Below are 23,134 nucleotides of genomic sequence, written 5' to 3' on the forward strand. Positions count from 1 at the left end.
AGGAATTCTACCGGATCGGCGCGCCGGCCCGCACCACGGCGTGCGCGCTGTTTTTTCCGCACGGCGGTCAGTCGCCGTCCAACCTGTGTCGTTTGATCATGCGATAGATGCTGCGCTCGCTGATCCCAAGGGTGTTTGCGACCTCGGCGCGCCGGCCGGAATGGCGTTTCATCTGCAAGGCAAGGTATTCAGATTCCAATTCGTCGAGGGTCGGGTTGTGGTCGAACGACATCGTCACCAGGGCGTTGTTGCGCTGCTGGCTGGTACCGAAGGTCAGGTGTTCGGGGCCGATCACCGGGCGCTCGCGTGACAGGATGATGGCCCGCTCGATGATGTTCTTCAGTTCGCGGATATTGCCCGGCCAGTCGTAGGCGACCAGCCGACGTATCGCGGCGTTGCTGAGGTGTTTCTCGATGCGCCGCGAAAAGCTGTGATTGCGGACGAAATGCTCGGCGAGCGCGGGAATGTCCTCGCGCCTTTGGCGCAGCGGCGGTACCAGCAGGTCGAAACCGTTCAAGCGGTAGAACAGGTCGGCGCGAAAGTCGCCGGCTTCGACCATGTGCTCGAGGCTGCGATTGGTCGCGGCGACCACCCGCACGTTGGCGGTGAGGTCCTTGGTCCCGCCGAGGCGACGAAAGTGCCCGGTCTCGAGCACGCGCAGCAGTTTCGCCTGGATGGTCGCATCGATCTCGCCGATCTCGTCAAGGAACAGCGTGCCGCCCTCGGCCACTTCGATCAGACCCTTCTTCTGCCGCTCAGCGCCGGTGAAGGCCCCCTTTTCGTGGCCGAACAGTTCGGACTCGAACAGTTTTTCCTGCAGGGTGCAGCAGTCGACAGCCACGAAACTGCGCTGGGCCCGGGGACTGTTGCTATGAATCGCCTTGGCGACGAGTTCCTTGCCGGTGCCGCTTTCGCCGTGGATCAAAACCGTTATCTCGTCGGCAGCAACGGCCTCGATCAATCGCAGCACCTCGTGTAGCGCGTTGCTCTCGCCAACCATCAGTTTCCTGCGCGCGTCGCGCGCATTCAGCTGGCGCTTGCAGAACTGGTTTTCACGGCGCAACTGGGTGTTTTCCAACGCGCGTTCGACGGTCAGCAGCAACTCGTCGAGACCGACCGGTTTCAATAGATAGTCGGCAGCGCCCTGTTTCATAGCGTCGACCGCGTTTCTGACCGAACCAAACGCGGTCAGCACGATCACCGGATACGTCTCGACCAGTTCCGGCAGACGCTCGAGGCTGTCGCCATCGGGCAGGCGAACATCGGTGATGATCAGCGCCGGCTCGTGCCGGGCGAGGTGGTCATGTGCCTCTGCCCAACGGGTCACGCCGGTCGCTCCGTAGCCCGCCCTGGCGAGTTGACGCACGATCAGTTGATTCAGGGTCGCATCGTCTTCGACGACCAGTATCGGTTGACTCACGGCTCCTCCCCTCCGAATGCTGCATTCGGCAGACGCACCCGGAAGGTGCTGCCATGGTCGAGATCGCTGACTGCATCGATGCTGCCCCGGTAGTGCTCGACGATCGTGCGCACGATCGAAAGGCCCAGCCCGGTACCCTTGGTGCCGTCCGCGCGCCGACTGTAGAACGGATCGAATATCCGCTGCAGACGTTGCGGATCGATGCCGATCCCGCTGTCGCGCACGCGTAACTCGACCCAGCGATCGACCGCTTCGCTGGTCACGTCCAGCCGACCGCCCCGCGGCATCGCGTGGAACGCATTCTGGATCAGGTTCAGGACGACCATGCGCAGTTCGTTGTCGCTGGCGAGCACGCGCAGCCCCGGTGCCAGCGCAGTGTGCAGTTGCACACCGAGTTGCTCGGCCTCCCAGCGCACCAGGCTCAAGGTGTCTTCGACCACGCCGGCGATATCGACGAGCTCGGGCGTCTCCGATGGTGGCATGCCGAGGCGCAACAGGCGCTCGGTGAAGCACACGCATTTGTCGATCTCGCGGTCGACCAGCTCGAGGTATTCGGCCACCTCCTGGTCGGTACCGCTTACCCCGCGACGCAAGCTGTCGAGCGCTAGGCGTACCGACGCGAGTGGGTTGTGGATCTCGTGCGCGACTCCGGTCGCGAGCTTGCCGAGTTCCGACAGCTTCTGTTCGTGCGAATATTCGATCTGTTTCGACAGATCCCGAATCGATTCGACCACCATGGTCTGCGATCGCCCGTCGACCACGGCCGCCATCGGGGCCGCGTAGATCTCGACGTCGCTGACCCGTCCCTCGGTGTCGAGGTGGCGGTGCAGCGCCTGGACCGGTCTGCCGTGCCGACCGATCTCGTACACCGGGCAGGTGACCAACGTGCTCGGACAGGGTTGCTCGCAACCGTGTGCGACGCGATGGCAACTGTCGCCGACACCGTCTTCACCCTGCAGGCCGAGCTGTCGGCGATACGCGAGGTTGGTCAACGCGATACGGTAATCGGGCGTGATCACGCGCACCCCGTCCGGGATCGCATCGATCAGCGCCTGCAGGAAGGCGCGCTGATGCTCTGACTCGGCGATGCGTTCCTGCAGCTGGTCCGCCATGCGGTTGAACGCCTCTCCCAGTTCGGCGAGCTCGTCATCTCCGTGCGGGTCGGCGCGTCGGCTGAGATCGCCCTGCGCGAGTGCCTGGCTGGTCGCGGTCAGATGCCCGACCGGGCGCACCACATGGCGCTGCATGAACCACCAGCCACCGGCGAGGTTGAGCAGTACGATAATCGCCCCTGAGCCCATCAGCAGCAGCGTCGTCCGCTGGGCCTTGCCACGGATCGGCGCCGCATCATAGTCGACGTACAGGATGCCGTTGACCGGGTTCGCCGCGGCGGGTCCGTGACACTCCTTGCATCGCGTCTGGTTGGCCACCGGGTTGATACTGCGCAGCAGCTCGCGCCCGTCGGCGTGCCGGACGAAATCGGTGAACGCAGTGCGCCACCGTGGATCGGTCGCCTGTGTCGTGCCGAGCAGCCGCGGATCACTGGCAAAGCGCACCTCGCCGGCCGGGTTCGTGATGAACACCGCGTCGATACCGGGTTGTCGACCGAGCCCCCCGATGATCTGACGCAGGCCTTCGAGATCGCGTTTGATCATCGCGTTCTCGAGCGAGGTCTGCAGCAGCTGGTTGACCTGTCCGGCGGCAGCCGCGCGTTCTGCGGCCAGCTCGGCACGGTACAGCGCAAGAAACAGCAACAGGAAAACCAGCGAACTGGCCAGCAGGCCGGCCGCGGTCCCGAGGGCAAATTTTCTGTTCAGCCGCGAACGCAACCAGTGCACCGGCGACCTCCCTCCCGGCCGGGAAAGGTGGCATGCGAGCTGCCTTGGGAGCCTTTCCCGAGTTAGATCCCTGCGCCGGATTGTAGGGATCTGCACGGATATTTCCCTGACATTTTGTCAGGCCGACAGGCCCCCAACCCGATGCCAGCCGCACCTGAATCGGTGCCTCGCCCTTACCGCCAGCGTTCCGACGCCGTCGCCGCGGGCCCCGCGGCGGCAGCCGCCACCGGGTGGCTTGCAATTTGCCTCCGTCGTTCACAGCGCCCGGCTACACGGGTGCACACAACCGAACGAACGGGAGATCGACGATGAACATCGGCCGAAATACGGGGCGGCTGCACGGCTTGTTGTTGTGCTGCCTGGTGACAGGCGGCGTGTTGGCCGGAGACGGCGATACCGGGGTGGCGCCGACGCCGGCCCGGCAACTCGGCGAGGCGCTGGTCGCCCAAGGTTGGGACGTCCGGCCGGTTGCCGATGGCAGCCAGATCTATCGGCGTCCTGAAGACGCGGGTGAGGCCCGCGCAGCGGCTCCGGCGGCGCCACAGGAGACACCGTCGACGACACCGGCGGAACAGCTCCGCGGTGCCCTGCTGGATCAAGGCTGGCACACCCGGCCGGGCGACGACGGGAGTGTGTTTTACCTGCCGCCGGTGTCTCCACCCCGTGCCGTGGAGACGCCCAGCGAACAGCTGCGCGAACAACTGGAACGTCAGGGCTGGGTCGGCAGTACGGCCGCGGATGGCAGCACCCTCTATCGTCGGCCGGTGACGCCGGCTGCGCCGGTCCCGGTCCCTGGCGTCGGCTCCGATTCGCTCGCCGGCCGGCTGCGGGCGGAACTCGAAGGTCGGGGCTGGGATGCGGCACCGGCCGAGGACGGTGGGGTCTACTATTTCCCCCCACCGCCCAGGGTCGAGGTGCCGGCGTCGCTGGCCGAAGGGCTGCGCAGGCAGCTCGAAGCCCAGGGTTGGGTGTCCAGCACCGACGATCAAGGCAACACCCTTTACCGGGCCCCCGGCGTGACGGAGTCGCACGCGCCGCAGGGCTCGTTGGCGAACCAGCTGCGGCAGACACTCGAGCAGCGCGGCTGGGTCGCGGTCCCGACCGAGGATGGCGACGTCCACTATCTGCCGCCACATTGGCAGGCCCCAACACCGCCGGCGCAGGACGTACAACCGACCAGCCCGCCGGGGCCGGGTTCGGAGCGTGACGACGGCAGCCGCGAACCGGTTTCCGAGGCGGCCCCGGAAGAGGCACCCGCTGCCGCTTCGGCGCGGGCGCAGTCAGAAGCGATCACCCAACCCACTGCGGCCGCGGCCAACACGGATGCACCCGCCGCCACCGGTCGTGCAGAGGTTCCACCATCGCCGGCACCCGCAGCGGCGGTCGCAGAAGATGGTCCATCGCAGGCCTTCCCAGCGACCGCGATGCCGCGTCGCTACCCGGGTCCGCATGCCTGGCCGCGGGGATACGGCACGGTACCGCCCGGTTGGCGTGCTCCACCTTGGGGGATGCCACCGCCGGCCTACTACCGGCACCGCTGATTCGGTGTCGGTCTGCGCCGGTCGTTCCAAAAGGGGGCTGACGAATTGTCAGGGATCGCATCCGTTGTCGGATACCGCCGCTGCGCCGTCCCGGGCGGATGCGACAAGCCTCGGTTTCTTGGCGGATTTTTTCAATCCCGCCAGGCGCGCACCAGGCACTTGGCAGCTGTCGATCGACGCGTTCCCGCGCCCGGTTCTGCCGACGTCTGCCAGATCGGCAGGTGATTTCTCGCGAAGGGCCGGTCGGCTTCGCGTTCCAAGTCAAATTTTCTCGCCAAATCAATCGCATGGCCTCACTGGCACGGAGGTTGCGCTGAGTGGCGCGCCAACCGGTGTCGGTTCGGTCCCTTGTCGGCCGAACTGACCGCAAGACCGAGGAAGGGTCAGATGAAGCAAACGCGATGCGTCGATGTCCTTGTTTCAGCCACGCTGTTGGGGGCAGCGGTGTCGGCTGCGGCCGATTACCCGATCGCGGGTGCCGCGCCATCGCAGCGTCCGGCCACCGCACCGCGGATCACTGAAGTCGACCACCCGGGTCCGTGGTACACGCAGGCTCTGCATGGCGTTACACGGCCATACCCGCACAGCCTGCGATTTCTCGAAGACCAGGGCAACTGGCACACACCCTTCAATCACCCCGGCCTGACCGGTCGCTACGACATTCGCGGTTGGCACAACAAGTAAACGCGAAAGGCCGCTCGTCGGCCCCATCGAAAAATCCGCTTTGGAGGATCGCAACATGAAACGAATGCGTATTGGGTTCAAGAAGCTGCTGACCTCGGCAGCCGTCGGTCTCGCACTCGCCGCGGGCAGCGCGTTTGCCACCATGTCCGGCATGGGCGGCATGTCCGGGATGTCGGGCATGGGTGGCATGTCTGGTATGGGCGGCATGTCGGGGATGTCGGGCATGGGTGGCATGAGCGGTATGTCCGGTATGGGTGGCATGTCGGGCATGAGCGGCATGTCCGGCTACTTCAAGATCACGCCGAACGGCCAGATCTATTTCTACCCGGCGCAACAGGGCATGAGTGGCATGTCGGGAATGTCCGGCATGGGCGGTATGGGCGGCATGTCGGGGATGTCCGGCATGGGCGGTATGGGCGGCATGTCGGGGATGTCGGGCATGGGCGGTATGGGTGGCATGTCCGGGATGTCCGGCATGGGTGGCCAATGGGTATGGGTTCCCAGTGGGATGAGCGGCATGTCGGGGATGTCCGGCATGGGTGGTATGGGCGGTATGTCGGGGATGTCCGGCATGGGCGGAATGGGCGGCATGTCGGGGATGTCCGGCATGGGCGGCATGTCGGGGATGTCCGGCATGGGCGGCATGAGCGGCATGAGCGGTATGGGCGGTATGGGCGGTATGGGCGGTATGGGCGGCATGTCCGGCTACTTCCAGATCACACCTGAAGGCCAGATCTACTTCTATCCCGCACAGCAGGGTATGAGCGGCATGTCGGGGATGTCCGGCATGGGTGGTATGAGCGGCATGTCGGGGATGTCCGGCATGGGTGGCATGGGCGGTATGTCGGGGATGTCGGGAATGGGTGGTATGGGCGGCATGTCGGGGATGTCCGGCATGGGTGGTATGGGCGGCATGTCCGGGATGTCCGGCATGGGCGGAATGGGTGGTATGTCGGGGATGTCCGGTATGGGCGGAATGGGTGGCATGTCCGGGATGGGCGGTATGTCGGGGATGTCCGGCATGAGCGGTATGGGCGGCATGTCCGGCTACTTCCAGATCACCCCGGATGGCCAGATCTACTTCTATCCCGCGCAGCAGGGCATGAGTGGCATGTCGGGTATGGGCGGCATGTCCGGCATGGGAGGTATGTCGGGAATGTCTGGCATGGGCGGTATGTCGGGGATGTCGGGAATGGGTGGTATGTCCGGGATGTCGGGTATGGGCGGCATGTCGGGCATGAGCGCCGCGAGCGGCTGGAATCCGCCGCAATAGGACCGTCCTGGCGTAAGGACAGATGCATTGGCACAGGGAGGTGCCGTCCATGTACCTGTTGAGGAACCCCCGATGACCCGATTCACAGGCCTCCCCGCGTGTGCGGCCATGTTGCTGATGGCGCAGCTTTCCGCGCCCGTAGCGGGTACCCCGGAAGGCGTCAGCTACGAGCAGGCGCGTTGGGATCCTATCCATTTCAAACCGGCGATCGACTCAGCGACCGACGATCAGTGCCTGGCCTGTCATCGCGAGGTGCTCGAGGATCGTGTACGTGAAGCCTCGCCTGCCGGCGTCGTGGCCAGCGACGTCCTTGCCTGGTATCAGACCCTGGATACCTATACCGGAGAGCAGGAGACGTTCCATCGGCGTCATATGCAGACGGACTATGCCAAGCGGGTGATGCAGCTGCGCTGCAACACCTGTCACCAGGGCAACGACCCGCGCGAAGAGACCGCACATTCTTCCGCCACCGGGTCACCCGATCTGACCCAGCGCAAGCAGGTCGACCCCGATGTGTGCCTGATGTGTCACGGGAGGTTCAACTACCAGGTGATGGGCCTGCCGGGCGGCTGGATCGAGCACGGCAAGACCTTCAACGACAGCTGTCTCACTTGTCATGTGGCGATCCGCACCCATCGTCACCAGGTCAACTTTCTCAAGCCCGCGGCGATCGAAGAGGCGGCCAAGCAGACCAGCGATGTCTGTTACGGCTGTCATGGGGGCCGCGCGTGGTATCGCATCAATTACCCGTATCCGCGCCATCCCTGGCCGGGTGCCGGCGACGTGATCCCGGACTGGGCCAAGGACCGGCCGACCCGGTCCGACCCGCGTTTCGCGGAGAACGCAACGCCGGCGGCGGCGCAATAACCTCTCGGCGACGCGGAGCAGACAATGAGCAACGACAACAGATTCGATTTTCTCAAAGACCGCCTGAACATGACCCGGCGGTCGTTCATAGGCAATGCCGCAGCGGGTGCTGCCGCGCTCGGCGCCGGTGGTTTGATCAAGACACGTGACGCGCAGGCATTCGCTTACGAACCCTATCCACGTGACGACGAGTTGACCACGGTGGTGACCAGCTGCGCTCACAACTGCGGATCACGTCACATGTTGGTGGCGCACAAGAAGGGCGACGTGATCGTGCGCATCTCGACCGATGACGGGCGCTACCAGCGCGACGGACACTTCGGAAAGGACACTGAGGACGAGCCGCAGTTGCGGGGCTGTCTACGCGGACGGTCCTATCGACAACGGCTGTATTCCGCCGAGCGCCTGTTGTACCCGATGGGGCGTGTCGGGAAGCGCGGCGAAGGCAAGTTCAAGCGACTCAGCTGGGACGAGGCCCTCGAGTACGTCGCGCGCAAGATGATCGAGATAAAGAACAAATACGGTTCGACGGCACTGCTCGACCAGAGTTACGCCGGCGCCTCATACGGTGTACTGCACAAGTCAGATCAGATCGAAGGTCTGCTCGGTCGCTTCCTCGGGATGTTCGGCTGCCGCACAAGCTCGTGGTCGGTGCCGTCTTACCAAGGTACGACGTCGAGTTCGCGCTGGACCTTCGGAACGATCGAGGACGGCAACGAGGACGACACCTATGCGCACTCCAAGCTGATCATCATGTGGGGCTGGAATCCCGCTTACACATTTCACGGAGGCAACACCTTCTATTACATGCGCATGGCGAAGCAGCGGGGATGCAAGTTCGTGCTGATCGACCCGCAGTACACCGATTCGGCCGCTGCTTACGACGCCTGGTGGATACCGATCAAGCCCAACACCGACGCGGCGATGATGGCGGGAATGGCGCACTACATCTTCGTCAACGAACTGCAGGACCAGGAGTTCATCAACCGTTTCACCCTCGGCATGGACGCAGGCACCATGCCCGACTGGGCGCCGAACTCGCCCAACGGCAGGGAAAATTTCAAGGACTACATTCTCGGGACCTACGACGGAGTCGCCAAGACCCCGGAATGGGCTGCCGGTATCTGCGGTGTATCCGCCGACGACATCAGGAAACTCGCCGATATGTACGCGCGCACCAAACCGGCTGCGCTAAAGGCTTCGTGGTCACCCGGGCGCAATGCCTATGGTGAGCAGTACAACCGCATGGCGGCGGCACTGCAGGCGATGACCGGCAACATCGGCAAACTCGGTGGTTGTGCCGAGGGTGTCGGTAAGGCCTGGCACGCCGAGGCCGTCGCCTACCCCTATGACCAATACGCCAACATCTGGTTTGCGTCGATAAAATCCGATCGCTGGGCGCACTGCGTGCTCAACTATCCGAACGTGCGTCGCGAAGAGATCGGCCTTTGGCCGCGTCAGGACCAGATGGACGGTGTGATTCCGAACATCAAGGGCATCTTCTGGCAGGGTTCCGACTGGTTCAATCAGCTCACCAATATCAACAAAGAGATTGCCGCGATGGCCAACATGGAGTTGGTCGTCTGCATGGACTCGACGATCACCCCATCCGGCCTGTATGCCGATGTATTGCTGCCGATTGCCACCCACTTCGAACGCCACGATGTCGCCCTGCCCTGGTACAAGGGTCACTACTACATCCATCGGCCTAAGGTGATTGAACCGCTCGGTGAGTCGAAGTCCGACTTCCAGGTATTCACCGAGTTGGCCTATCGGATCGGCGAGAAAACCGGAATCGGTGACTACTTTGGCAGGACCTACAACCCAAAGGCCGACCGCAGTTACTTCCACAATCCGGACCCGGTCGACGAGGCGTATCTGCGCGAGTGGTGGGAGAACAAAGTGATGCCGCACCAGCACGTCGACATGGGCTGGGACGAGTTCAAGCAGCGTGGCGTGTACAAGTTCAAGCTCGACCAGCCCCACGTGGCGTTCCGCGAGCAGGTCGAGCAGGGCAAGCCGTTCCAGACGCCATCCGGCCGGATCGAAATCCTGTGTACAGAGCTCGCCCAGGTCGAAGACTGGACCCGCACGCGTTATGGCTACCACATTCCGTCGATACCGAAATGGATCGAACCATGGGAGTCGCTGAACAGTCCGAAGACTGACAAGTTCCCATTCCATCTGATCTCGCCGCACCCCAGGTGGCGCACGCATTCGATCTTCAACAACTGCAGCTGGCTACGCGAGACCTACGAACAGGAGGTCACGATCAACGCAGCGGACGCGCGGCGTCTGGGGGTCAAGACCGGTGACGTGGTCGAGGTATGGAACGACCGGGGCAGGGTCGTGGTGCCGGTCTACGTGACCGAGCGCTGCATGCCCGGTGTCGCGGTGATCCACGAAGGTGCCTGGATCGACCTTGACGAAAACGGCATCGACCGCTCCGGCAACCCGGACATGTTGACGCTGGACGATCCGAGTCCGGCCGGTGCCTTCGCCTACAACACCGTGCTGTGCGATATCCGCAAGACCGAACTCGACCACCGGCCGGGTTGGGACCGGCTGGCGACCGCGCGTTCCCACGTCTTCCGTCGCGATCTCTGAGCGGGGAGAGAACAGACATGAAGAAGATCAAAGACAGGGCCCTGTTGAAGGTGGCCATAAAGCGGCGGAAAAAGGCCGTGTACGAACCGGTCAAGCCTGCGCAGCAACTGGGTTTCGTGCACAACAATGTGGACTGTATCGGTTGTCGCGCCTGCGAGATCGCGTGCAAGGACAAGAACGGCTTGCCGGCGGGGCCACGCTTCCGCCGGGTGCAGTACGTCGAGGGAGGCACCTACCCGGACGTGTTCGCGTACAAGGTGAACATCTCCTGCAACCATTGCGCGGAACCCGCCTGCCTGCCGGCGTGCCCGACCGGTGCAATCTGGAAGCGACCGGACAACGGTATCGTCGACATCGATTCGACACTGTGCATCGGTTGCCGTCGTTGCGAGGCGACCTGTCCGTACGGTGCACCGCAGTGGGACCCGGAGGAGCAGATCGTCAAGAAATGCAATCTGTGCGTCGACGAACTGGAGGCCGGACGGATGCCGTATTGTGTGATGGCCTGCATGATGCGCGTACTCGACGTCGGCCCTATCGATCTGCTGCGCCTGAACGAGTACGCGACCAAGGCGATCGCACCTCACGAGCAGCCGGTGCGCGCGGTGAAGAATTTCGCCGACCCGGAGCTCACCAACCCGTCGATCGTGTTCGTGGCGCACAGCAAGGGGAGGGTCGACGAATGAGCGAGAATCCGCGGCCGGCCGCTTCCGACCGGGAAGCCCCGGAGCTGCTGCGGGTGTTCCGGACCGGTGTGGCGCTCGATCTGCTGACCTTGGCGCGGTTGCACGACCGGGAACTCGATGCCGCGACCCTGAAGGGCATGGCGGCGGACCGCTTTCCCGGCAACCTGGCACTGCGCCTTCAGACTGACAAGGCTCGCCAGGTGCTCGCCGGCTTGGGTGACGCGGTCGCTTCGCTCGACCTGGCGCCCCCGCAGGGCGATGAACTGGCGGCCGACTTTGCTGCGATCTATCTCACCCATGGGTTCGGCGCCTCGCCGTGTGAATCCGTGTGGCTCGACGACGACGGGCTCGCGATGCAGCAGCCGATGTTCGAGGTGCGCGGCGTCTACGCGCGTCACGGACTGCAGGCGCCGGACTGGCGCAAGCGGCCGGACGATCATCTGGTCCACCAGCTGCACTTCGTCGCCGCGCTGATCGACGATGAGTCATTCGAGAGCCTGCGCGAGGCCGCGCGTTTTCTTGACGAACACACGCTGCGCTGGATGCCCGATTTCGCCGGACGCGTGGTGTCTCGGGCTGCGACGCCCTTCTATGCCGGTCTTGCCGCACTGACGTCGGCGTACTTGGACGAGCTGCGTGACCTGTTGGCCCGTCTGCTCGATGAGGCCCGGCCGTCGGCCGAAGAGATCGAGCGACGGATGCGGCCCATCGCCGAGGTGGCGCTACCGATGCCGAGCGCCTATGTGCCCGGTCAGTCGCCGTCCTGGTGAGGCTCGATTGCGAGGCGTGGAGACCGGTGTCGAACTGCCGGAGATCGAGGCACAGCGGTGCGTGCACACGCGTGCCGAGACCGCGGGGTGCGCGCAGTGTGTGGCCGCTTGTCCACGTGCGGCCTGGGTGCTGGATGAGCAACAGCTCGCGCTCGATACCGTGCGCTGCGATGGTTGCGGACTGTGCACGGCACATTGTCCGCAAGGTGCCCTGCGTCATCCCGCAGTGCGTCCGCAGCGATACGCCGGTCGGGAGACGTTGCTTGTATCTTGCGATCGGGTCACCTGCGGTCATGCTTGGGAGCTGCCCTGCGTCAATGCGCTCGGCCTTCGGGAGATCGGATGGCTGTATCGTGCCGGTCTGCGACGCCTGGTGTTGTACACGGGTCACTGTGCCGCCTGCCCACGAGACGACCCGGACGGTGTGTTGCAGCGGGTTGCCCGGTTGAACCGGGTATTGGCCGGCCGGGCGCGACCGCCGCTCGCGGTCACGCAGTCGCAGGCGGATGGTACGCGTCGTGTGGCGAACGGCGGTGGTTGTTCGGGCGCCCCACAGTCTCATGGCCGACGCGGTTTCCTGCGCAGCGTGTTGGCGCTATCGGTACCGGACACCGATGATCGGTCGACGCGCGAGGCACCCGGTCGGTTCCTGCCTCCGGTGCGGCGTGGCCAGCCCGCGTTGTTCGTGCCGCGAATCGACCCCCTGCGATGCAGCGGTTGCGATGCCTGTGTTCGACTATGTCCGCAGGCAGCGATCGCGGTCAGCGAACAGCGCGATGCCTATCTGTTGGATGCCGATGCCTGCAGCGGCTGCGGCCTGTGTGTCGATGTCTGCGATCGGGACGCGGTTTCGGTCGAACAGGACGCTGTCTTCGACCAGCCAAGGGTCGCCCTGCAAGGGGCGCGGTGTCGCAGCTGTGGCGTGGATTTCCATCGCCCTGAAGGCAATCGCGCAGACGTCATGCTGTGCCCGGTCTGCACCCAGGTCGATCACCGACGCCATCTCTTTCAGGTGCTGTAGGGGGCGCGTCACTTCTTGCGAGCACGTGGGTGGGCCTGGTCGTAGACCTGCGCCAGGTGCTGAAAGTCCAGATGGGTGTAGATCTGGGTGGTGCTGATGTCGGCATGGCCGAGCAGTTCCTGGACCGCGCGCAGGTCACCCGACGATTCGAGCAGGTGACTGGCAAACGAGTGGCGCAGCATGTGCGGGTGGACATTGCTCGGCATGCCGCGCTCGATCGCCCGCCGGCTGAGGCGCGACTCGATCGCACGCCGACTCAGACGCGTGCCCCGGAGGCTGACGAACAGCGCGGGTTCCCCACTGCCGGCCAGTTGGGCGCGCGCACTGAGCCACTGTTCGATCGCCTCGCGCGCATAGCGTCCGACCGGAACCCGGCGGGTCTTGTTGCCCTTGCCGGTGATCTGCAGCAGGCCATCCCCGCCATGCAGGTCCACGGTATTCAATGCCGCGAGTTCGGCGAGACGCAGACCCGAGGAATAGAAGAGTTCCATGATCGCGCGATCGCGCAGATCGAGGGGTGCATCACCGGGCAGCTCGACGAGTCGCGCGACCTGGTCGGCATCGAGCGTATGTGGAAGACGGCGCGGCACCTTCGGGGCGCGCACCCCTTCGGCCGGATTGAAGCCCACCCGTCGTTCGCGCAACAGATAGCGGAACCAGGCGCGTATCGACGACAGGTGACGCTGCAGGCTTTTCGGCGACAGTCCCTGGCGATGGCGCATTGCGGCATAGCTGCGCACATGTTGCGTATCGCAGCGCGTGCTGTCGTGGATGCCAGCCTGGCGCAGCCAGGCGAGGAATTCCCCGATGTCGTCGCGATACCCGGTCAGGGTGCGCGGCGAAAGGCGTCGTTCGTAATGCAGATAGTCGAGAAATGCCTGCAGCTCGGGATCGGGCGCGCTGGCGTCACGCTGGCTCATCGGCCGGTGTCAGACGCCCGGGCCTGCCGCCGACTGCAGTTTTGCGCTGACCACTTCGGCCAGCCGCTGCAGAAAATCCACGCCCTTGCCTTCATGGAAGCGTTGCGCGTCGCGGCTGCCGATCGCCAATACGCCGGCCAGAGGCGGCGCCGTCAGTGGAATCAAGGCCGCGGAGCCTGTCTCGCCCGCCTGTGGGCCAAACAGGTATTCCAGTTTGGCCTTGTCGAGTTGTCCGCAATTGGGCCGCGCGCGTTTCAGGAAGTCGCTAAACAGCGCCGGACCGGGTTCGTGCGCATGCGCCTCGATCTGGTCGGCGGCAAACAGCTTCATCTCGACCGCATCCGCGTTGAACTGCTCGCGCAGTTCGTCCTGCAGGGTGTTCAGCACCTCGTCGAACGAGTGGGTCTCGATCAGCGCGAGCGTCAGGCGATGCAGGCGCTTTGCCAGGGCATCGTTTTCGCGCGCCACGGCAACCAGTTCCTCGAGCTGATGGCGGTACTTGTCGGATTGCTCGCGCAGCGTACGGACCTGGCGCTCGATCAGCGACACCGCATCGCCGGTCGGATGCGGGATATCGATCGCGGCCAGCGCGGTGGGGTGGCGCGAGAAAAAATCGGGATGGGCGACAAGGTACTCGGCGATCTGCTCCTCGCGGCTGTCATCCGTCTGGTGTAAATCGTCGTGTTGCGGCCCCATCGGTCGTCGTCCCCGCCCGCTATCGTGTGAGTTTCTCGAGGTCGATCTGGCCGTCAAACACCGTCACGGCCGGACCGGTCATCCATACCGGCTCTTCCGGTCCGTACCAGCTTACCACAAGGCTCCCGCCCGGCAGCCGCACTTCGACCCGCTCGTCCAGCAGACCGCGCAGCCGCCCGTAGACCACCGCGGCACAGGCGCCGGTGCCGCACGCCAGGGTCTCGCCGGTCCCGCGTTCGAAGACGCGCAGGTCGATATGTTGTCGGTCACGTATCGCCATGAAGCCGACATTCGCGCGGCGTGGGAAGCGCGGATGGTGTTCGATCAGCGGGCCGAGCCGCTCAACCGGAGCATCTTCGACCCGGTCGACCAGCAGCACCGCGTGCGGATTGCCCATCGATACCGCGCCGATCTCGAATCTTTCGCCATCCACCTCGAGCGGGTAACTGATCGCCTGCCGGCTGGCCTCGAACGGAATCTCCGCGGGTGCGAGGTGCGCGGGTCCCATGTCGACCCGCACCCGGTCGTGGTCCTCGAGATGCAGCACGATGTTGCCCCCCGCGGTTCCGACCGCGATATCACGGCTGCGGGTCAGCTGCTTGTCGTGGACGAAACGTGCGAAACAGCGTGCACCATTGCCGCACTGCTCGACCTCGCTGCCATCGGCATTGTAGATGCGGTAGTGGAACTCGGTGTCCGGGTGACGCGGCGGCTCGACCAGCAGGATCTGGTCGCAGCCGACGCCGAATCGCCGGTCGGCGATCGCACGCAGCTGGGTTTCGTCGAGCACGATGCGTTGGCTGATCGCGTCGAACACGACGAAATCATTGCCCAGCCCATGCATCTTGGTGAACCTGAATCCCATATGTGCAGAATAGCAGCAGCGCCGACCGCGGCGCAGCCGGTTCAGTCAAGTACGCCGCTGATTGCGAGGTGACGGTCGCTGACACGGTCGACCTGCAGGCCGCCGAGTCCGGCCGCCATCAACTGGCCCTCGACCTCGTCGGGCGTATAGGCCGCGAACAGTGAATTGCGGAAATCACGTCGCAGCACCTCCGGTGCATCCATCGCATAGGTCTCGACCAATGCATCCACCGCGATCTCCGATGCGGGACGGGCGAGGTCCATAACCAGTACCTGGGCGCCCGGTGCCGCGCAACGCGCCACCGTCTGCCACATCACCGCCGGGTCGGCGAGGTGGTGCAGCAGGCTGTTGGATGCGACGAACTGGTAGTGTCCGCTGCGCAGTGCTTCGCACGGCAGGTGCTCACACAACAGCTGCATGCGATGCAGGAATCGTTCACCCGCCGTGGCCAGATGCTCGCGTGCGAGCGCGAGCATTGCCGGTGCGCCGTCCAGAGCGTCGACCGCCAGTCGCGGGTGCCGGTGCAGCAGGTCCAAGGGGATATCGGCCGGCCCGCAGCCCAGGTCGAGCAGACGTCCATCAAGCGTGCCGCCGGCGGCTTCTTCCAGCAGCGCGACGAACAGGCTGTTGGCTTCGCTGAAATCTGCGCGCGCATAGGCGTACGCCTGCTCGGCGTCGTCCATCAACTCTTCGGGTTCCGGGATGCGTTGCATTGGCCGGGGACCTCAGTCGGGCAGCCGTTGTTCGCCCGCGAACAGCTCGGCGATCGTTTCGCGGCGCCTCACCAGGTGCATCCGGTCGCCGTCGACCATCACCTCGGCGGCACGCGGTCGGCTGTTGTAGTTCGATGCCATCGAAAAGCCATAGGCCCCTGAACCGCGCACCGCGAGCAGGCTGCCCTCGGCCAGGGTCAGGGCCCGCTGTTTGCCGAGGAAATCGCCGGTTTCGCAGATCGGTCCGACCAGGTCGTAGACCCCATGTACTCCATGCGGCCGTTCCTCGACACTGACGATCGGCTGCCATGCCTGGTACAACGCCGGGCGGATCAGGTCATTCATCGCGGCGTCGATGACGGCGAAGTCCTTTGCGGGACTGTGCTTGAGGTATTCGACACGGGTCAGCAGTACGCCGGCGTTCGCGGCGATCGCCCGCCCCGGCTCGATCAGGATCTCGAACGGCGCCTGGGCCAGACGACGCAACAGCGCGCCGGCATAGTCGGACGGCAGCGGCGGCACCTCGTCGCGATAGCGCACGCCTAGGCCACCGCCGAGGTCGAGATGCCGGATCTCGATGCCCTCGCCCTGCAGTCGCTCGACCAGTACCAGAACGCGCTCCAGCGCATCCAGGAAGGGGCCGAGTTGGGTGAGTTGCGAGCCGATATGGCAGTCGACGCCGGTCACCGCGAGGTGCGGCAGCGTCTGTGCGTGACGGTACAGTGCCGCGGCATCCTCGATCGCGATGCCGAATTTGTTCTCGCGCAGCCCGGTCGATATATACGGATGCGTCTGCGCATCCACGTCCGGGTTCACGCGCAGCGAGATCGGCGCGCGCCGGTCCATCTCGCCGGCGACGCGGTTGAGCCGCTCCAGTTCGGATGCCGACTCCACGTTGAAGCAGCGGATCCCGACCTCGAGCGCGCGGCGCATCTCGTGTTCCTGCTTGCCGACCCCTGAGAACAGCACCTTGTCGGGGGCGCCCCCCGCTGCAAGCACGCGCTCCAACTCGCCGACCGAGACGATGTCGAAGCCGGAGCCGAGTCGCGCCAGCAGATTCAGCACACCCAGGTTGGAATTGGCCTTGACCGCATAGCAAACCAGGTGCGGATGGTCGCCAAAGGCGTCGTCGAACGCGTGCCAGTGGCGCTCCAGCGTGGCGCGTGAATAGACGTAACAGGGTGTGCCGAAGCGCTCGGCGACCGCCTGCAACGGCACGTCTTCGGCGTACAGTTCGCCGTCGCGGTACTGGAAATGGTCCATCGCGTCAGTCCGGTTCGGTGATGGTCTTGTCGCGCGCTGCGCCCGGGTCACGGTCCGGCAGCGTCAAGGGCCCTTTGTTGCCACAACCGAAAACGAACAACAGCGCGCCGGCGCTGAGCAGGGCGAACAGGCGTCGGAACATGCCGGACTCCGGAACTGACTACGAGGTTGCAGTATACCGCGCAGTGGCGCGATGGCAGCTGCCGCCGTTCAGCGCATGGCCTCGGCGAGGCGTTGTTCGACCTGTTGTTTGAGACGCAGCAGGTCCACCAGGCCGCACGGACGTCCGTTGTCGCCCTCGGCGCCCACCACGCCGGTCAGATAGACCGGATAGCCGGCACCGCCGCGTCGCAGGCGCCGCAGGTGGGCGGCGACCTCGTCATACAGGTCGTCGCCGAACAGCAAGGAATCGAACTCACGGCTTCCAAGCTGCAGACGGAAACCGTCCTGCAGACGGCCGTCGGGGCTGACGGCGAGCACCAACTCGGTATGCTCGGTCATGCGGCTCGGGGCCACCCTGACCTCGTCGATGCGCCACTCGCCGGAAGACAGGCGTGCAATGCGCGCGAACTGCGGACCCCGTTCGCCACCGGGAGCCTCGCCGGTGAGCTCGCGTCGGCTGCTGTACGCGTCGAGAAAACGACGTTGCTGGATCAGCAGATGGTGCTCGTCCGCGCCGGCGACCCACTGTTGGTGCAGGGCGCCGCATTCGTCGAAAACATACAGTTGCACGCCGCGCTCGCGTACCTCGCAAAACACCTGAATCACGTCGGCCTGGTTGGACGCCATCAGCATCGGGAGCGGCGAATCGGGCATGCTGATACGGTCGATCCGGGTCGGTCTGAAGCTTGCGCTGTATTCCGCAAGATGCATCGAAAGGTCGGCGTCCTCACCGATCGGCGCCCAGCTGTAGCAGTCGTTGTGATAGTGGATCTGGTAGAACAGGTCGCCGATGCGCAGCAGATATCGCGCCGCGCGACCATGCTGGTGGAACGTGTCGGCCACAGCCTGCGCGAGTCGTGCGACGCGTGCGGCGATGGCCCCGCCGCGGGTCGACGAATAGCTGTAGGCACTGACCGGAACAGGCTTGTGCATGTGCGGTGAGAACACGTCCAGATAGCGGCACAGGCAGTTCAGCAGGCCCTCTTCTACGTCCGGATGGCGTTCGATGCGCACCTCGCCCCAGGTGGTCGTGTACAGGTGCTCGATGTTGTCGACCAGGCACTCGTGCACCGCGCCAAAGCTGAGCGCGTCCACGCGTTCGCTGATCAGGTGATAGCCGGCATCGGCGTGGCTCGCGAGCGGGTCGTGCGCCACGTTGACGAACCACAGCGACAGCCGCCCGAGCGCCGGTTCGGCGTAGGCCTCGAGGCTCGACTCGGGTGCGGCACTGCGGTTGAGCCGTTTGCGCAGGGTCTTGAGGATCTTGTCCTGCTCAGGCTCGCCGTAGCCGGCGACTTTTGGCAGGTAGTGAACCTGGGTGCTGCGTTCGCAGATCCCGTTCAGGTGCACCCAGGTCAGGATCTCGATCAGGCTGATGCTGGTCTTGACCGGGGTGTTGAGTTCCGCGGGCGGCTGCAGAAACAGCTGCCAGCGCACCGGTTCGTCGTCCACGCGGCGAAGCCACAGGGTGCGTTCGGAAAGGTCGCGTGAGATGCCGGGGTTGACGCGATCGACCTTGCCCGGCCGCTTGTCCAGCGCCGCATAAAGCTTGCGTCCGAGCAGTCGCAGTTCGCGCGTATGGATCCCGGCGGCCTCATCCTGATCGCGGGCGAACTCGGTGAGCAGCCGGTAGCTGCGCGACAGTTCCGATACCAGCAGGTTGCGTTCTTCCAGTACCCGGTCGAGCTTCCAGTGCGAGCGCGTGTCGAGCTGCGCCAGGTCACGTTCGGTCCAGCCCCATTTTTCGCATTGGCGCATCATCTGCAGGAAACGCCAGTCGGTCGACTGCGGCGAACGAACCACGGTCTGTCCGGCCTTGAAATAGAACGCCCGGCGTGCGAGTTGCAGGCGCTCGGATTCGTTGCGCGAGCGCAGATAGCGCGTGATGCGTTGCAGGATCAGCAGGTAGGGATCGAGGTCGTCAGGGTCGAGCTCTTCACCCTGGTACACCGCGCGCTTGGTCTCGGTACACAGCCAGTCGACCTTCGGGTACTCGGCGGCATAGGCCTCGAGCAGCATCAGTTTGAGCAGCGACTTGTAAGGGGCATCGATACCTTTGAACAGCTGCCAGTGCGCGACGCCGAAGAATTCCTCCGCCGGCAACGTCTGCAGGCCCCCGAAGTCGAGCCACTGGTCGGCTCGGATGAAACGTTTCTCGATCAGCTGGCGGGTGTAGGCGGTGTAGTCGGTTTCGTGTTCCGGTGGCACCGCCCACCACAGCAAGGGGTTGCCGGCCAGTAGCAGTCCGGTGCGATAGAACTCTTCGAGTAGCAGGGTGTGCTGGGTGTGTCCGCTGCTCTCGGACGACAGTTTTTCGATGGCGCCGTCTCGAAACGCCGCATCCTGCATCAAGAAGAAGTGGGCATGCAGCCCGATCGCGGTCGCATGTTGTTCGAGCAGTGCTGCCTTGCGCCGTAACGCCTCGAGTCCCTCCTGGTCGACGTCGCTGGCGTAACAAAGCCAGAAATCGAGATCGCTACCGACCGTCTGCCCGAGGCTTCCCATGCTGCCCATCAGATACAGGCCTACGATAGGCTGTTCGCGGTGCAACTGGCGGTCGTCGCGGAAACCGCGCACATAGCGCCGAGCCAGCAACAACTGTTCACGGTTCGGACGGTAGCCCACCACCCCGGCGGGGGTGTCTGAGGATATGAACCCGGGCATCATCGGGTGATTGACGTGCCACAGCAACGGCAGGACGTCGAAAAAGCTGCGTTGTTCGTGCGTCAGGGTCGCGCGCAGGCGGGACAGGCGTCGATCACGCAGTGTGAGGAATCGGCCGACGATGCGGTTCAGCTGTTTACGGCCGAGGCCCGCTTCGTCTCCTATGGCCGCTTCGCTCATTGCCGTACATCAGCGGTCAAGCGGCAGCATTTGCGGCAAGTCCGTTCAGCGCCTTGCGCAGCAGGGTACGCATGTCGTCGCCTTTGGCCCAGCACGCCAACCCGAACGCGAGTCTTGGGCGAAGGTCGCCGAAGGCTTCCGGCACCACGATGCTGTCCTGCTCGCCGCGAATCTTCTCGAGCAGCGCCTCGGCATCCTCCGAGACCGTCTCGGGCAGCACCAGCAGGAACACATTGTCGGCCCAGCGGGCAATCTGATCGACCCAACGCAGCCGGTCGCGCAGGAAACGCGAAACCGCGAGCGTCACCGGGTCGGTCGACAGCGGCTGCAGGTTCGCGAATCCTTGCATGTCGACCTGGACCAGCGCGATGCTCAGGGGATTCTGGTAGCGGCGGCTGCGCGAGATATGAAGGTCCAGCGCCTGGCTGATCGCCCGTTTGTTGGGCAGGCCGGTCAGGTCATCGGTCAGACGCAGGTCCTCGACCTGTTGACGCAGGCGGGCGTTCTCCTCGGCGAGACGCTCCTGTTCGGTGACGTCCTGAAGGATCACCAGGCGCATGTCATCGGCACCGGATTCCACGATCCGTCGTACCCAGTGGCGCTGGTCGGCAGCGTGTTGCACCTTCGGTTCGGCTTGCAACAGCTTTCGGCTCGCGTCGCCGAGCGCGTTTACACGCTGTCCGGTCAGTTCGGCGACACTGCTCTGCAGCATCTCGGCCGCGCGCTGATTCGCCCATCCGATCAAGTCGTTACGGTCGATCAGCAGCAGTCCGAACGGCGCATTTTGCAACAAGGATTGGTCGATTTGCGTCATCGTGGTCTGTTCCATCTGCTCCCCCGGCGGCACGGCCCGAATGGCCGGCCTCTCCCCGGACCTTGCTTCGGCCGCGGGGGGCAGATCTTTAACCACGGCGGCATCGCCGGGGCCTGGCCGCGGACGCAGCCAGGCCGGTGTTATTCGCTGCCTCCCACGCCGTACATCTTGCAGTGGTAGTTGTAGGCACCGTTGCCACGGGTCCAGCGGTTGTCGTCCGTGTAGACGCCCACTTCGGCCTCGGCGCCCGGCGGTATTCCGCGTTCGGCCGTCGAGATCGGCGGGAACTTCAGACGGATGCTGAACAGGGGGTCGGACTTGAAGACCATACCCTTGAACAGTCGGAAACCCTTGGCGTCGGTGATGTCACATTTCACCGCGACCCGGTCGAGATAGACCTGGGAGTTGTTTCTCACCTTTACCGCGATCGAGCGATCCGAACCGTACAAAGGCGTCTCGGCGATCGACAGCAGTTCGACCTCCTCGGTGGTGGGTCCGATGAATTCCTTGTCTCCGGATTCCTCGACCGCCAGGTAGTCCGCGCCGGCCCAGCCTGGCAGGAGCATCAATAGAGGCAGAATTTTTTTCATGATGGCTGCTCCTTATTCGTTTGCCGGATGGTAGCAGGGCTGCGGCCGGATTTGACCGCAGCCCCGTTCCGGGCATTGCTGTCCTCAGTCGACCGAACCGGCGCTGAGTTTCTGGCTGTTGAGCAGGCCGGACTGCGACTGGCTCATGCGGTTGACGGTGGCGTGTGCGTTGACCGAGCCGATCACGTTGGAACCCTCGACCGAAGCGATGTTGGCCTTCTGCTTGTTGAGCAGGCCGCTCTGGGTCTGGGTAGCCGAGTTGACGCGTGCATGCGTCTCGACCGAGCCGATCACGTTCGAGCCCTTGACCGAGCCGGCGTTGAACTCCTGCTTGTTGAGCAGGCCGCTCTGACGCTGCGAGACACGGTTGATGGTGCTGTGGGTCTCGACCGAGCCGATGACGTTGGAATCCTTGACCGAGCCGGCGTTGAGCTCCTGCTTGTTGAGCAGGCCGGACTGACGCTGGTCAGCGCGGTTGATGCGGGCGTGGGTCTCGACCGAGCCGATGACGTTGGAATCGCTGACCGAGGCGAAGTTGGCCTCCTGCTTGTTGAGCAGGCCGGACTGAGTCTGGCTGGCGCTGTTGATGCGGGCGTCGGTCTGCACGCTGCCGATCACGTTGGAAGCCGAGTGAGCGGCGCCAGCGGCGATGAACAGGGTGGCGAAAGCGGCGGCGAAGGTGGTTTTCTTGAACATGGTCTCTCTCCTGGTAACAGATGGTTGGTTAGTTCAGGTCGGTGTCAGTGCCGGCCTGTTGGAGAGAATCTTAGGAGGCCCCCGCAAAACCCCCATTGAACCAGGACGCACCCCCGGTGTGACTTTTTCACAGCGGTGGTCCGTCGCCCTGCGGTCGCGGATTAGGGTCTAGAATGCGACGTTAAGCGCGCGAATCGCCGATACCGGGATCTGTACCATGTTGAACAATGTTGCCCTGTTTTCCTCCCTGTCGCCTCAGGAGCTGCAGGCCCTCGAGTCGCATGCGAAGAGCAAACGCTATCGAAAGAATACGGTCATCATGGAGAAGGGTGATGAATCGGCGGCGCTGTATGTGCTGGTATCGGGCAAGGTTCGGGTATATGTCGCCGACGACGAGGGCAAGGAGGTGGTGCTCAACGTCTGCGACGAGCCGGGTTCGCACTTCGGCGAACTCGCGCTGTTGCGGAATACGACGCGCACGGCGTCGGTGATGACCATGGAGGACTCCGAATTCCAGATCATCTCCAAGACCGATTTTCTCAAGTGTGTGACCGACAACCCGCAGATCGCACTCGACATCATCAGTGACCTGGTCGATCAGGTGACGAACCTGACCGATCGCGTGAGTGCGCTCGCGCTGAACGACGTCTACGGCCGCCTGGCCGCGACCTTGCGCGATCTGGCACGGGAAGAGGACGGTCGAATGATCACGCAGGCGCTGACACAACAGGAGCTGGCGCAGATGATCGGGGCATCGCGCGAGATGGTCAGTCGCATCTTCAAGGAGCTGAAGGCCGGCGACTATATCAGCCTGGAAGACAAGCGCATCGTACTCAACAAGAAGCTCCCCGCACGCTGGTAGCT

General features: G+C 64.3%; 21 protein-coding genes. 9 read left to right on the top strand and 12 right to left on the bottom strand.

Translation table 11 applies throughout. From position 1 onward, the window contains the following. Positions 1–67: 67 nt before the first annotated feature. Positions 68–1,420 (bottom strand): sigma-54-dependent Fis family transcriptional regulator, encoded by a 1,353-nt coding sequence (locus H6955_15975; protein MCP5315057.1) that lies wholly within the window; start codon positions 1,418–1,420, stop codon positions 68–70. After that, entirely contained in the window at positions 1,417–3,258 is a 1,842-nt protein-coding gene (locus H6955_15980) for a HAMP domain-containing protein (protein ID MCP5315058.1), read from the bottom strand. The genes H6955_15975 and H6955_15980 overlap by 4 nt, the downstream gene beginning before the upstream one ends. Before the next feature lie 308 nt (positions 3,259–3,566). Here H6955_15980 and H6955_15985 point away from each other — a divergent pair, with 308 nt between their 5' ends. The 8 genes from H6955_15985 to H6955_16020 all read left to right on the top strand — a co-directional run bounded on the left by H6955_15985 (position 3,567) and on the right by H6955_16020 (position 12,707). Further along, positions 3,567–4,799 (top strand): hypothetical protein, encoded by a 1,233-nt coding sequence (locus tag H6955_15985; GenBank protein MCP5315059.1) that lies wholly within the window; start codon positions 3,567–3,569, stop codon positions 4,797–4,799. Positions 4,800–5,186: 387 nt separating this feature from the next. Then, a complete protein-coding gene (locus tag H6955_15990) occupies positions 5,187–5,483 on the top strand; it encodes a hypothetical protein (protein ID MCP5315060.1) in 297 nt (98 codons plus the stop codon). Between the two features lie 55 nt (positions 5,484–5,538). Next, positions 5,539–6,756: a hypothetical protein gene (locus tag H6955_15995; protein ID MCP5315061.1), complete on the top strand. Its 1,218-nt coding sequence runs from the start codon at positions 5,539–5,541 to the stop codon at positions 6,754–6,756. A 72-nt stretch (positions 6,757–6,828) separates the two neighbouring features. Next, a complete protein-coding gene (locus tag H6955_16000) occupies positions 6,829–7,623 on the top strand; it encodes a hypothetical protein (protein ID MCP5315062.1) in 795 nt (264 codons plus the stop codon). A 24-nt stretch (positions 7,624–7,647) separates the two neighbouring features. Next, positions 7,648–10,230 (top strand): molybdopterin-dependent oxidoreductase, encoded by a 2,583-nt coding sequence (locus H6955_16005; GenBank protein MCP5315063.1) that lies wholly within the window; start codon positions 7,648–7,650, stop codon positions 10,228–10,230. Between the two features lie 17 nt (positions 10,231–10,247). Continuing rightward, entirely contained in the window at positions 10,248–10,916 is a 669-nt protein-coding gene (locus tag H6955_16010) for a 4Fe-4S dicluster domain-containing protein (protein MCP5315064.1), read from the top strand. Then, positions 10,913–11,686 (top strand): molecular chaperone TorD family protein, encoded by a 774-nt coding sequence (locus H6955_16015; protein ID MCP5315065.1) that lies wholly within the window; start codon positions 10,913–10,915, stop codon positions 11,684–11,686. Before H6955_16010 ends, H6955_16015 begins: the two co-directional genes overlap by 4 nt. A 16-nt stretch (positions 11,687–11,702) precedes the next feature. Then, positions 11,703–12,707, top strand: a complete 1,005-nt coding sequence (locus tag H6955_16020) for a 4Fe-4S binding protein (GenBank protein ID MCP5315066.1) — start codon at positions 11,703–11,705, stop codon at positions 12,705–12,707. An 8-nt stretch (positions 12,708–12,715) separates the two neighbouring features. Here the strand turns inward: H6955_16020 and xerC are convergent, their stop codons facing one another. From xerC to H6955_16070, 10 genes are all read right to left on the bottom strand, one after another. Next, complete coding sequence (gene xerC / locus H6955_16025; protein MCP5315067.1) at positions 12,716–13,627, bottom strand: tyrosine recombinase XerC; 912 nt, start codon at positions 13,625–13,627, stop codon at positions 12,716–12,718. Positions 13,628–13,636: 9 nt separating this feature from the next. Beyond that, a complete protein-coding gene (locus H6955_16030) occupies positions 13,637–14,323 on the bottom strand; it encodes a DUF484 family protein (protein ID MCP5315068.1) in 687 nt (228 codons plus the stop codon). 19 nt (positions 14,324–14,342) lie between these two features. Next, on the bottom strand, positions 14,343–15,188 hold the full coding sequence (gene dapF / locus H6955_16035; protein MCP5315069.1) for a diaminopimelate epimerase: 846 nt from the start codon (positions 15,186–15,188) through the stop codon (positions 14,343–14,345). Between the two features lie 41 nt (positions 15,189–15,229). Further along, on the bottom strand, positions 15,230–15,901 hold the full coding sequence (locus H6955_16040; GenBank protein ID MCP5315070.1) for a class I SAM-dependent methyltransferase: 672 nt from the start codon (positions 15,899–15,901) through the stop codon (positions 15,230–15,232). Positions 15,902–15,913: 12 nt separating this feature from the next. Next, complete coding sequence (lysA, locus tag H6955_16045; GenBank protein ID MCP5315071.1) at positions 15,914–17,164, bottom strand: diaminopimelate decarboxylase; 1,251 nt, start codon at positions 17,162–17,164, stop codon at positions 15,914–15,916. A 4-nt stretch (positions 17,165–17,168) separates the two neighbouring features. Further along, positions 17,169–17,306, bottom strand: coding sequence for a hypothetical protein (locus H6955_16050; protein ID MCP5315072.1), 138 nt, complete (start codon positions 17,304–17,306; stop codon positions 17,169–17,171). A 68-nt stretch (positions 17,307–17,374) separates the two neighbouring features. Continuing rightward, positions 17,375–20,170, bottom strand: coding sequence for a class I adenylate cyclase (locus tag H6955_16055; protein ID MCP5315073.1), 2,796 nt, complete (start codon positions 20,168–20,170; stop codon positions 17,375–17,377). A gap of 16 nt (positions 20,171–20,186) precedes the next feature. Beyond that, complete coding sequence (locus H6955_16060) at positions 20,187–20,984, bottom strand: diguanylate cyclase (protein ID MCP5315074.1); 798 nt, start codon at positions 20,982–20,984, stop codon at positions 20,187–20,189. A gap of 140 nt (positions 20,985–21,124) precedes the next feature. Next, the gene (locus H6955_16065) at positions 21,125–21,574 is read right to left on the bottom strand and encodes a hypothetical protein (protein MCP5315075.1); all 450 of its coding nucleotides are present in this window, start codon (positions 21,572–21,574) and stop codon (positions 21,125–21,127) included. Positions 21,575–21,658: 84 nt separating this feature from the next. Next, complete coding sequence (locus H6955_16070; protein ID MCP5315076.1) at positions 21,659–22,270, bottom strand: hypothetical protein; 612 nt, start codon at positions 22,268–22,270, stop codon at positions 21,659–21,661. 217 nt (positions 22,271–22,487) lie between these two features. Here H6955_16070 and H6955_16075 point away from each other — a divergent pair, with 217 nt between their 5' ends. Further along, complete coding sequence (locus H6955_16075) at positions 22,488–23,132, top strand: Crp/Fnr family transcriptional regulator (GenBank protein ID MCP5315077.1); 645 nt, start codon at positions 22,488–22,490, stop codon at positions 23,130–23,132. Positions 23,133–23,134: the final 2 nt, after the last annotated feature.

Source organism: Chromatiaceae bacterium (assembly GCA_024235395.1).
Taxonomy (GTDB): domain Bacteria; phylum Pseudomonadota; class Gammaproteobacteria; order Chromatiales; family Chromatiaceae; genus Thiosocius.